The organism is Mycobacterium asiaticum (genome assembly GCF_001673635.1).
GTDB lineage: Bacteria > Actinomycetota > Actinomycetes > Mycobacteriales > Mycobacteriaceae > Mycobacterium > Mycobacterium asiaticum_C.
Genome location: NZ_LZMH01000068.1, coordinates 19,528 through 30,459 on the forward strand (window position 1 = coordinate 19,528; position 10,932 = coordinate 30,459).

The following is a 10,932-nucleotide window of genomic DNA, read 5'->3' on the forward strand; positions in this document are numbered from 1 at the left end:
GATAAGCCGCACGCTCGACGAGCAAGAGCTCACGCACCGCGGCGGCGACCGGTCACTGCCGAGCGCGGCAGCCGCCCGGCACGCGAGTGCCCGGTCATGACATCGCCGTCGAATACCACATCGAAGGACAGATTGAGGCGCATCGGCTTGCTGACCGATTGCCGCCAGGTCAACCGGCTGCCACCTTCCGCGTCGACATGCGAAAGATCCTGCAGTGCAACCGTTTCATCCTTGAAGGTGGCGGTGCCGGCCAGACCATCAGGCCCGCAGGTGAAGACGTACTGCACCGTCAGGGTCCCAATAGGCGTCTTGATCGCCACGTCCCAGTCACCGCCGATGTCCACGCTATGCCTCCACCGGTTCCCGGCCGGCATTGCGCCACACCGTTCCCCGCCGCTCGTACTCGAAGAGTTCCTCGACGGCATGGGCGATCCGCGGCCCATACCAACGGTCCAGCAGGTACAGACCCAAGTCCAACCCCGATGTCACTCCGCCGGCGGTGACCAGATCGCCGTCGTCGACGACCCGGGCCGACACCGCGTGCACTCCCGCCGCGTCCAGCAGGTCAAGGCCCAGGTGGTGGGTCACCGCGTGCCGTCCCTCAATCAGGCCCGCCATCGCCATGATCACCGAACCGCCGCACACCCCCGCCACCGTCACGGCCGAATTGTCAAAGGCCTTCTGCAGCAACGCCCCCAGTTCCGATTGTGCGGCCCGCGCGAGCAGCACCGGGATGGTCTCTACGCCCTCGTCGGGGTCGCCCGCCACCGGTCCGCTGGCGCCGGGCACCAGGACGCACCCATCCAGCGCCGGATCGAGGGCTGCGGTGGCGGCCAATTCCAGGCCGCGGGTGCCGCTGACGACGCGGCGCGGCCCCTCTGCTGACACGAGTCGCACGTCCAGGTCACCACCGAGATAGTCGCTGCCGGCGGCGAAGACCTCGAAGGGCCCGATCACATCGAACGGGTCGAAACCGTCGTAGAGCACGATCTGCACCTGCATGCGTCAATGGAATCCGATCAAGCGCACCCCGAACAGTGGCAGGATAGCCATGATGCGGCGGTATATTGCCATACCATGCGCTCAATTGCCGTCCTGGCCGAACCGGACGTAATCGCGTTCGATCTGGCCATCGCGCTGGAGACTTTCGGCCACGCCAGGCTGGCCACCGGCGAACCGGGCTACCGAATACGCGTGTGTGGTTGCGAACCCGTCGTCGCCGCGGGAGCGATCGGAATCAGCACGGAATACGGCTTGGCGGAGCTGGCACACGCCGACACCATCGTCGTACCCGGCCGCCATGACGTCAGCCGGGCGGTGCGCGACGACGTCGTCGTAGCGCTGAAGGCCGCTTACGGCAACGGAACGCGAATCGCATCCATCTGCAGCGGGGCCTTCACCCTGGCCGCCGCAGGAATTCTGGACGGCAAACGGGCGACCACGCACTGGATGGCGGCCCAAGCCTTCGCGGCGGCCTATCCAGGCGTCCGGCTCGACGCGGACGCGCTGTACGTCGACGAAGGCCAGATCCTGACCTCAGCCGGCGCGTCCGCCGGCCTGGACCTGTGCCTGTACATGATCTCCCGCGACTACGGCTCGGCCGTTGCCGCCCATACCGCGCGGCTGGCGGTCGCCCCGCTGCACCGCACCGGCGGCCAAGCGCAATTCATCGTTCGGAATCGCCAGCAGGCCAATACGGAACTCGACGGTGTCCTGGCCTGGATCGAGAACAACGCCCACCTGCCATTGACCCTCGAGGAGCTCGCACGGCGCGCCGCGACCAGCGTGCGGACATTGAATCGCAGTTTCAAACGCGAGACGGGGCAAACACCCATGCAATGGGTCAACGGTGTTCGGGTCAGGCACGCCCAGGAACTCCTCGAGGCAACCGACGACGGGATCGAAAGCATCTCGCGCCGCATCGGTTTCGCCTCCACAACGAATTTCCGCGACCAGTTCCGCCGGACGGCAGGGGTGTCGCCACAGAGTTACCGCAGCACCTTTCGCGAACGCACCGCCAGCTCATAGCCAACGAATTTCGTTTGGTGTAAGTCGGTTTCGCTTCCGCGGCGAGCCGTTTGAATGCCAGGCGCTCGGGTACCACAGGTCGACCGATACAGCCCAAATCGGAAGGTAGTTATGGACGCTTTAACGTTTCTTCGCCAGGACCACAAGAGTGTGCTCGGCCTGTTCGAGACGCTCGATGGGGCGCCGTCGGGCCCAGGGGCCGAGGCCAGCGGACTGGAGACGGTGGTGAACAACCTCATCATCGCCGAATCGCAGCACGAAGCCATCGAGGAGCAATTCTTCTGGCCGGCGGTGCGCGACGCGATCGGTGACTCGATCGCCGACAAAGCGGTCGAGCAAGAGCAGGCCGGCAAGAAGCTGCTGCAACGGCTCGAAGACGGCAAGCCGGGCGACCCGGATTACCACGAGGCGCTACAGGAATTCATCGCCCTCGGCCGGGAACACATTGCCTACGAGCAGGATGTCGTGTGGCCCCAGGTCGAGAACACGCTGAGCCGTGACGAGCTCGAGAAGATCGGCTCCAAGCTGGAGGCGGCCAAGAAGATGGCGCCCACGCGGCCCCACCCGAACACCCCGCCCAATTCGACCGTGCTCAAGACCATGGGAATGGGCGCGGCTGTGATGGACCACGTCCGGGACGCGGTGACTGGCCGCTCGCAGGACAATCCACCGGATCCCCAGATCAAGTGAGCCCCGGTGGCGCCGGGCCGGCCATCACGCCGGCTCGGCGACCGGGCTTGTCACCTCGAGCAGCCCGTGTTTGCGGACCGCTGTCATCGACAGTGTCCGGTACCCGAATTCGTCGAACAGCACCGTGACACGTTCGTGTTCACCGCCGATCACCACGCCGCGGCCCCAGTGCCGATGCTCGACGTCGGTGCCCACCGCAATAGCCGGGTGCCCGGCGCCACCCTCGTCGAGTCCGTCCGCGCAGGCATCGCAGTTGCCGCACGCTGCGGAATATGACTCACCGAAGTAGGACAACAGAAAAACCCTTCGGCAATACTGCGTTTCGGCGTAGCCGCGCATCATGTCCACTCTGCTCAGATCCACGCGTTCGCGCAGTTCGGCCTCCTGCAGCGCCAGCGTCACCGCCCGTTTGGTGGACAGGCGAGCCGCTACGAACCCTTTGCGGGTGGAGCGCACGGCATCGCATTCCTCGAGAAGGTTGACGGCGTTGGTGAGCCTGCGACCCCCGGTGTCGAGCGAGCGGCGCAGCGATTTGAGCTTCATCGGCCGTGCCTTGTCCAACGCGCCGAACACCGAACGAAGCAACCCTTCGTCGGGTCGCCCGGAGGTGAAAAACCTTGCCAGCCCCAGATCTTCGGCGCGGTAGAACAGCAATGCCGCAGCCTCGGCACCGTCGCGGCCGGCACGGCCGATTTGCTGGTAGTAACTGTCCAGCGAGTCGGGGATCGAAGCGTGTGCCACGAACCGCACATTGGGCTTGTCGATTCCCATGCCGAAGGCCGATGTCGCCACGACCACGTCGAATTCGTCGTCGTGAAAGCCGGCATGTACCGCCTCGCGCTGGTCGGCCGATAGGCCGGCGTGGTATGCGGCAGATCGAACGCCCTTGTCGCGCAATGCCTCAGCGTATTCTTCGGCCTCTTTGCGGGTCGCCACGTACAGCAGTCCCGGACCCTGCATCGTTGGTATGGCAGCCAGGACGGCCGCGCGCTTGCGGTCGGTGTCGGTGTGCCGTTGCACCCGCAGCCGCAGATTGGGACGGTCGAAACTGCCGACGATGATTGCGGGCTCACGCAAACCGAGCCGGTCCACGATGTCGCGTCGAACCACCGCGGATGCCGTGGCGGTCAGCGCGACGATCGGAATCGACGCGCCAAGGCGGGCAAAGACGTCCGCAAGACGGCGGTAGTCGGGACGAAAGTCGTGTCCCCAGGCCGAAACGCAATGCGCCTCATCGACGACGAGCAGCGACAGCTCGGCACGGTTGAGTCTGTTGGCCACGTCATCGTTGGCCAACTGTTCGGGGGATACGAAGATGAAATCCGCGCGGCGCTGATCGATCAATTCCCAGCTTCGTTGCTGCTCAGCCGAACTCAGTCCCGAGTTGACGGCGACGGCCACACCGGCGGTACGGTCCTCGAGGGCGGCGATCTGGTCCTGCTGCAACGCGATGAGCGGCGACACAACCAACGTCGCACCCTCGGTCAGCAGCGACGGAAGCTGGTAGATGCCCGACTTTCCGGACCCGGTGGGTAGCACGGCCAGCACATCCCGGCGCTGCAGAACCGCGTGCATCGCCTCCCGTTGCTCATCGGTCAGGCTTTCCCAGCCGAACCGGTCGCGGGCGATCTGGTCGAGGTCCACGGCAGGCTGAGCTTTCACCGTCGTCCTCTACCCGGTGTGCCGGGCCGCAAACGAACACCGAGCGAAACGCTTTGAGTCGCTTGGTCAAAACCCCGCCGGACTAGCTTCGGGGCAACGGCACGCTGTGAATGGGCGGCGTGCTGTTACCGGTGTTCCACCACACCTCGGGCTGCTTGGCGGCCCAGCCGCTGACCGCTTCGAGTTCGGCGGCCAGCGAAATCAACATGCCCTCGCTGTTGGCCGGTCCCATCAGCTGCACGCCGATGGGCAAGCCGTCGGAGGTGAAGCCGGCCGGCACGTTGATCGACGGCCAACCCAGCACGTTCCACGGCCAGGTGTACGGGCATGCGGCGATGATGGCGCGGTCGGTGCCGATGCTGCTCAGCCGGTCGAAGGCCCGCACCTGCGGGGGCGGCTGCGCGGTGGTCGGTGCCAGCACCACGTCGACGATGTTGAAGATCGAGCCGACCCGCTGCTGGTCGGCGGCCTCGTGGCGACGCGCGCTGCGCAGGGTGGCCTGCGAAAGCATATGGCCGGTGCGCATATTCGACAGGGTGCGCGGGTCCCAGTTGACGCCGTCGCCCAACCGTTCCTCCCAGGCCCACAACCCGGAGGTGGACCGCGCCAGGAAGTCCCACGACAGCCGCAGTCCGTAGTCGGGGTTACCCTTCACCACGGTGTGGCCGAGCAGCTCCAGCAGTTCGCCCATCTTCTGGGTGGCGGCCAGGATCTCGGGATGCAACTTGGCCCGGAAGAAGGTGTACGGAAACCCGGTCGACAGTGCGATTTTCAACGGGCCGGGCGCGATGCCGACGTAGTCGGATGCGGTGAGCGGTGGCGGCTTGTGCAGGTCGCCCTCCACGTTGCCGGACGCCGCGTCCAGCACCAGCGCCGCGTCGGCGACCGTGCGCGCCAGTACGCCGTTGACGGTGATGCCGTTGAACGCCTCGGGCAGCGGCCAGGTGGAGATGCGGCCGCGCTGCGGCTTGATGCCCACCAGGTGGGTCCATGCCGCCGGGATGCGCACACTGCCCGCACCGTCGGAGCCGATGGCAGCGGTCACCAGGCCGGCGGCCACCGCGGCGGCGCTGCCGCCCGACGAGCCGCCCGGGGTGTGCCGACGCGACCACGGGTTGCGGGTGTGGCCGAAGCCCGGGCCGCTGGTGAATGGCCACTGACCCAGTTCGCAGGTGTTCGTCTTGCCGACGATCACCGCGCCGGCCTCCTTCAGCCGGCGGACCACCTCGCTGTCCTGGGTGGCGGGCCGGACGTACCCGTCGGTGCCGAACGCGGTGGGCACTCCAGCAACGTCGACGTCGTCCTTGACCGCGATCGGGATCCCCAGCAGCGGCGCGCTGTCGCCGGCCGCGCGTCGCCGGTCGGCGGCCGCGGCGTCGGCCAGCGCCGACTCGGTGAGCACCACCCGGAAGGCGTTGAGTGTGGACTGGCTCACATCTATGGCATGCAGCGAACGGCGCGCCAGTTCGGCGGCCGTCACCCGTTTGGTCGCCAACTGGTAGAGCAGGTCGGTTAACGTGGGCAAGCGCCGCTTACCGGAGCCGGAATCGACCCCAGAAGTGGACCTCGAAGCGCCAACCACGGGGTACGAGACTATCGGCGCGGATACGCGCGATGTCGCGGCGGGGTGCAAAAATATTCTGATGCGGCTGTATCGAGACCGGGCTGTTGTGCTGCGTCAGCACAAGCTTGGCGAAGCCGACCGAATCGTCACCCTGCTGACCCGAGATCATGGGCTGGTCCGGGCGGTCGCCAAGGGGGTGCGGCGCACCCGCAGCAAATTCGGCGCGCGCCTGGAGCCGTTCGCGCACATCGACGCGCAACTGCACCCCGGCCGCAACCTCGACATCGTCACCCAGGTCGTCTCGATCGACGCGTTCGCCACCGACATTGTCAGCGACTACGGCCGTTACACGTGTGGTTGCGCGATGCTCGAGACCGCCGAACGGCTGGCCGGCGAGGAGCGGGCCCCCGCACCCGCGCTGCACCGGCTCACGGTGAGTGCGTTGCGGGCGGTCGCGGATGGCCGCCGGCCTCGCGATCTGTTGCTGGACGCCTACCTGCTGCGCGCCATGGCCACCGCCGGGTGGGCGCCGGCACTGACCGAGTGCGCCCGTTGCGCGGCACCCGGTCCGCATCGCGCGTTTCACATCGCCGCCGGGGGCAGCGTCTGTACCCATTGCCGTCCGGCCGGAGCCACTACACCGCCGTTGGGCGTGCTGGACCTGATGTCCGCGCTGCACGACGGCGACTGGGAGACCGCCGAGCGGGCACCGCAGTCACACCGCGGGTACGTCAGCGGTTTGGTGGCCGCACACCTGCAGTGGCATCTGGAGCGTCAGCTCAAGACGCTGCCGCTGGTGGAGCGGGTCTACCACGCCGATCGTTCGGTTGCCGAGCTTCGCGCTGAGCCGATCGGGCAGGATATGGAGTGTGGCTAGAAAGGCCGAGCGACAACTGAAGTCCAGCGACTTCCCACAGCTCCCCCCGGCGCCCGACGACTATCCGACCTTCCCCGACAAGTCGACGTGGCCTGTCGTCTTCCCGCAGCTACCGCCCGCACCCGACGGGGGACCACGCCGTCCGCCGCAGCACACCTCCAAGGCCGTCGCCCCCCGTATCCCGGCCGACCAGTTGCCCAACCATGTGGCCATCGTGATGGACGGCAACGGCCGGTGGGCTACCCAGCGCGGGCTGCGCCGCACCGAGGGACACAAGATGGGCGAAGCCGTGGTCATCGATATCGCCTGCGGCGCAGTGGAACTCGGCATCAAGTGGCTCAGTCTCTACGCTTTCTCGACGGAGAACTGGAAGCGTTCCGCCGAGGAGGTCCGGTTCCTCATGGGGTTCAACCGCGACGTGGTGCGACGCCGGCGGGCGATCCTCAACGAGATGGGCGTCCGGATCCGGTGGGTGGGCTCGGCGCCGCGGCTGTGGCGCAGCGTCATCAACGAACTGGCGGTGGCAGAGGAAGTGACGAAGAACAACGACGTCATCACCATCAACTATTGCGTCAACTACGGCGGCCGCACCGAGATCGCCGAAGCCACCCGGCGGATCGCCCACGAGGTCGCGGCGGGCAAGCTCAACCCAGACCGGATCAACGAATCGACGATCTCGCGGCACATGCAGCGACCCGACATACCCGATGTGGACCTGTTCTTACGGACCTCGGGGGAGCAGCGGGCCAGCAACTTCATGCTGTGGCAGGCGGCCTACGCTGAGTTCATCTTCCAGGACAAGTTGTGGCCCGACTACGACCGCCGGGACTTGTGGGCGGCCTGCGAGGAGTACGCGTCGCGCAATCGTCGATTCGGGAGCGCCTAGTGAGCTCCCTGCAGGAACGCCTGACGTCGATCCTCGGCGAGGTGCTGTCCGTCGACCAAGAACCCGACGGCGCACTGACTGTTCGGCACAACGGCACGTTCGCCTCGCTGCGGGTGGTGACCATCGTCGAAGATCTCGACCTGGTGTCGCTCACTCAGGTGCTGGCGTGGGATCTGCCGCTGAACAAGAAGGTCAGCGATCGGGTGGCCAAGGAGGCGCGGGACGCGAACTTCGGCTCGGTGACTCTGCTGGAGAAGGGGACCAAAGCCAAGAAGACGGGCGACGTCATGCTGCGGTACAACTTCCCTGGCGCGGGGCTGACCGACGACGCATTGCGCACCCTGATCCTGTTGGTGCTGGACACCGGTGCCCGGATCCGCGAAGGGCTGATCAGCTGAGTCAGCGGCAATCGGAGCAGGTTCCGAAAATCTCGATGGTGTGACTGACGTCGGAGAAGCCGTACTTCGCGGCGACCTCGGCGGCCCACGTCTCGACCTCATGGTCGCCGATCTCGATGGTGGAGCCACAGCTGCGGCACACCAGGTGGTGATGGTGGTGCTCCGAGCACAGGCGGTAGACCGATTCTCCGGTGTCGGTGCGCAGCGTGTCGACCATTCCCGCCGCGGCCATCGACTGCAGCGTGCGGTACACCGTGGTCAGGCCGATGTTCTCGCCACGCCGACGCAACTCGTCGTGCAATTCCTGCGCCGACCGGAAATCGTCCAGGGTCTCCAGCAGGGTGAACACAGCCGCCCGCTGCCGGGTGGAACGGACGCTCGCACCGGTCACGGGTTGTCCTCGCCGGCGTGCGCCACCGCATCGACCACGATGTGGGCCAGGTGATGGTCGGCGAGCCGATACAACACTTCCCGGCCGGACCGCTCGCCCGACACCACGCCGGCGGCCTTGAGGATCTTCAGGTGCTGGCTCACCAGCGGCTGTGGAACCCCCAGCGCGTCGACCAGCTCGTGGACGCAGCGCTGGGACTCGCGTAGCTGCAACACAATAGCGATGCGCACCGGCGCGGCCAGCGCCCGCAGCAATTCGCCGGCACCGTCGAGGATCTCTCGCGGCGGCGGCGCGGGGTATGCGGGATGGTCGGCGAAATCACCGGCGCCGTGGTCGTGATGACCGACCAAATCGTCTTCGGCGGCGGTAGGAGTCGACGGCGACGTCACCGTTTTTGAGTCACCACCTCAAGGAGTTCGGAGGAGAATCGCACCGCTTCGGAGTGCCGATCCGATATCCGCGGCTGACCTCCACTGTCACATGCATGATGATGCATGTCAAAGAGCGTGGCGGCGATCGCTACCATGACTGATGATTTGCGGGCAACGGTCACCGCTGTCCACTCGGGTCATCTGTAAGGCCATCTTCTTCGAAGGGAGCGCACCACCCCGTGGCGTCCGTCATCGACACCGTCGTCAACCTGGCCAAGCGCCGCGGCTTCGTCTTTCCCTCCGGCGAGATCTACGGGGGTACCAAGTCGGCGTGGGACTACGGTCCGCTCGGGGTTGAGCTCAAAGAAAACATCAAGCGGCAGTGGTGGCGTGCGGTCGTGACCGGCCGCGACGACGTGGTCGGACTCGACTCGTCGATCATCCTGCCCCGCGAGGTATGGGTGGCATCGGGCCACGTCGAGGTCTTCCACGACCCCCTGGTCGAGTCGCTGATCACGCACAAGCGGTACCGGGCCGACCACCTCATCGAGGCTTACGAGGCCAAGCACGGGCACCCACCACCCAATGGGCTGGCCGACATCCGCGACCCGGAGACCGGCGAACCCGGCCAGTGGACGGAGCCGCGGGAATTCAACATGATGCTCAAGACCTACCTCGGGCCGATCGAGACGGAGGAGGGGCTGCACTACCTGCGGCCGGAAACCGCCCAGGGCATCTTCGTCAACTTCGCCAACGTGGTGACGACCTCCCGCAGAAAGCCACCGTTCGGTATCGGCCAGATCGGCAAGAGCTTCCGCAACGAGATCACCCCCGGCAACTTCATCTTCCGCACCCGCGAGTTCGAGCAGATGGAGATGGAGTTCTTCGTCGAGCCGTCGACGGCCAAGGAGTGGCACCAGTACTGGATCGACACCCGGCAGCAGTGGTACATCGAGCTCGGCATCAATCCGGAGAACCTGCGGTTGTACGAGCACCCGAAGGACAAGCTGTCGCACTACTCCGACCGCACCGTCGACATCGAGTACAAGTTCGGCTTCGTGGGCAACCCGTGGGGCGAGCTGGAAGGTGTGGCGAACCGCACCGACTTCGACTTGTCCACGCACTCAAAGCATTCCGGAACCGAGTTGTCGTTCTACGACCAGGCCAGCGACACCCGCTACACGCCCTACGTGATCGAGCCCGCAGCCGGACTCACCCGTTCTTTCATGGCGTTTCTTATTGACGCCTACACCGAAGACGAGGCTCCCAACGCCAAGGGGGGCATGGACAAGCGCACGGTGCTGCGATTGGACCCCCGCCTCGCGCCGGTCAAGGCCGCGGTCCTGCCGCTGTCCCGGCACGCCGACCTCAGTCCCAAGGCCCGCGACCTGGCCGCCGAATTGCGCAAATCCTGGAACATCGATTTCGACGATGCCGGAGCGATCGGCCGGCGCTACCGACGGCAAGACGAGATCGGCACTCCGTACTGCGTGACGGTGGACTTTGACTCGCTGGAAGACAATTCGGTGACGGTGCGAGAACGCGACGCCATGACGCAGGAACGCATCACGATCGACAAGGTCGCCGACTACTTGGCCGTGCGCCTGAAAGGTGGCTAGCCCGCGCGTGTCCTCGAAGGCCGCGCGACCCCTCCATTTCGCGACACGGTGCCCCACTTCGTAAATCCGGGGATTTGGTGATCGCCCGCCCTATGGTCCGTAGTGGTGGTGTGCGGTAGCCCGTCCGTAACGCCCGAACGCGCGGATGAGATAACCCGTCAAAGGAGGGGCGCTGGGAGATGAGTTTCTCGGTATTGCCGCCGGAGATTAATTCGTTGCGGATGTTTTCTGGTGCGGGTTCGGCGCCGATGTTGGCGGCTGCGGGGGCGTGGTCGGGGTTGGCTGATGAGTTGGGGTTGGCGGCGGAGTCGTTTGCGTCGGTGACGGGGTCGTTGGTGGATCAGGTGTGGCAGGGTGCGGCGGCGTCGGCGATGGCGGCTGCGGCGGTGCCGTATGCGGGGGGGGTGGGGGAGGCGGACGCCGGCATCGGCAACATCGGCCAGGCC

General features: G+C 66.2%; 13 protein-coding genes. 7 read left to right on the forward strand and 6 right to left on the reverse strand.

Features of this window, described 5'->3' with window-relative positions; all coding sequences use genetic code 11:
* Positions 1–29: 29 nt before the first annotated feature.
* Positions 30–344, reverse strand: coding sequence for a hypothetical protein (locus tag A5645_RS18670; RefSeq protein WP_065130631.1), 315 nt, complete (start codon positions 342–344; stop codon positions 30–32).
* 1 nt (position 345) lies between these two features.
* Positions 346–1,002, reverse strand: a complete 657-nt coding sequence (locus A5645_RS18675; RefSeq protein WP_065036905.1) for a DJ-1/PfpI family protein — start codon at positions 1,000–1,002, stop codon at positions 346–348.
* Positions 1,003–1,077: 75 nt separating this feature from the next.
* On the opposite strand from A5645_RS18675, the gene A5645_RS18680 reads away from it, so the two are divergent.
* Positions 1,078–2,028 carry a GlxA family transcriptional regulator gene (locus A5645_RS18680; RefSeq protein WP_065130632.1) on the forward strand — a complete coding sequence of 317 codons (951 nt, stop codon included), beginning with the start codon at positions 1,078–1,080 and terminating at the stop codon, positions 2,026–2,028.
* A gap of 111 nt (positions 2,029–2,139) precedes the next feature.
* Positions 2,140–2,718 (forward strand): hemerythrin domain-containing protein, encoded by a 579-nt coding sequence (locus A5645_RS18685; protein WP_065036907.1) that lies wholly within the window; start codon positions 2,140–2,142, stop codon positions 2,716–2,718.
* Between the two features lie 24 nt (positions 2,719–2,742).
* Here the strand turns inward: A5645_RS18685 and A5645_RS18690 are convergent, their stop codons facing one another.
* The gene (locus A5645_RS18690; RefSeq protein WP_065130633.1) at positions 2,743–4,380 is read right to left on the reverse strand and encodes a RecQ family ATP-dependent DNA helicase; all 1,638 of its coding nucleotides are present in this window, start codon (positions 4,378–4,380) and stop codon (positions 2,743–2,745) included.
* A gap of 82 nt (positions 4,381–4,462) precedes the next feature.
* Positions 4,463–5,962 carry an amidase gene (locus A5645_RS18695; RefSeq protein ID WP_065130634.1) on the reverse strand — a complete coding sequence of 500 codons (1,500 nt, stop codon included), beginning with the start codon at positions 5,960–5,962 and terminating at the stop codon, positions 4,463–4,465.
* Positions 5,963–6,023: 61 nt separating this feature from the next.
* Between A5645_RS18695 and recO the strand changes: the two genes are divergently transcribed.
* From recO to A5645_RS18710, 3 genes are read left to right on the forward strand one after another with little or no spacing between them, the layout of a single operon-like run.
* On the forward strand, positions 6,024–6,821 hold the full coding sequence (recO, locus tag A5645_RS18700) for a DNA repair protein RecO (protein ID WP_065036910.1): 798 nt from the start codon (positions 6,024–6,026) through the stop codon (positions 6,819–6,821).
* The gene (locus tag A5645_RS18705) at positions 6,814–7,707 is read left to right on the forward strand and encodes a decaprenyl diphosphate synthase (RefSeq protein ID WP_065036911.1); all 894 of its coding nucleotides are present in this window, start codon (positions 6,814–6,816) and stop codon (positions 7,705–7,707) included. The genes recO and A5645_RS18705 overlap by 8 nt, the downstream gene beginning before the upstream one ends.
* The gene (locus A5645_RS18710; RefSeq protein WP_065130635.1) at positions 7,707–8,105 is read left to right on the forward strand and encodes a hypothetical protein; all 399 of its coding nucleotides are present in this window, start codon (positions 7,707–7,709) and stop codon (positions 8,103–8,105) included. Before A5645_RS18705 ends, A5645_RS18710 begins: the two co-directional genes overlap by 1 nt.
* Position 8,106: 1 nt before the next feature.
* Here A5645_RS18710 and A5645_RS18715 read toward each other — a convergent pair whose 3' ends face one another.
* Positions 8,107–8,496, reverse strand: a complete 390-nt coding sequence (locus A5645_RS18715) for a Fur family transcriptional regulator (RefSeq protein WP_036358724.1) — start codon at positions 8,494–8,496, stop codon at positions 8,107–8,109.
* Positions 8,493–8,885, reverse strand: a complete 393-nt coding sequence (locus A5645_RS18720; RefSeq protein ID WP_065036913.1) for an ArsR/SmtB family transcription factor — start codon at positions 8,883–8,885, stop codon at positions 8,493–8,495. The genes A5645_RS18715 and A5645_RS18720 overlap by 4 nt, the downstream gene beginning before the upstream one ends.
* A 221-nt stretch (positions 8,886–9,106) precedes the next feature.
* Between A5645_RS18720 and A5645_RS18725 the strand changes: the two genes are divergently transcribed.
* Together A5645_RS18725 and A5645_RS18730 are read left to right on the forward strand one after the other, a co-directional pair.
* Entirely contained in the window at positions 9,107–10,486 is a 1,380-nt protein-coding gene (locus tag A5645_RS18725) for a glycine--tRNA ligase (RefSeq protein ID WP_065130636.1), read from the forward strand.
* A 179-nt stretch (positions 10,487–10,665) separates the two neighbouring features.
* On the forward strand, positions 10,666–10,932 hold a 267-nt coding region (locus A5645_RS18730), incomplete at its 3' end, for a PPE domain-containing protein (protein WP_155768078.1).

Bases quoted from the DNA above. Each gene is read 5' to 3' on its own strand.
- recO (WP_065036910.1), top strand. From the start codon at position 6,024: ATGCGGCTGTATCGAGACCGGGCTGTTGTGCTGCGTCAGCACAAGCTT.
- A5645_RS18680 (WP_065130632.1), top strand. From the start codon at position 1,078: ATGCGCTCAATTGCCGTCCTGGCCGAACCGGACGTAATCGCGTTCGAT.
- A5645_RS18685 (WP_065036907.1), top strand. From the start codon at position 2,140: ATGGACGCTTTAACGTTTCTTCGCCAGGACCACAAGAGTGTGCTCGGC.
- A5645_RS18675 (WP_065036905.1), bottom strand. From the start codon at position 1,002: ATGCAGGTGCAGATCGTGCTCTACGACGGTTTCGACCCGTTCGATGTG.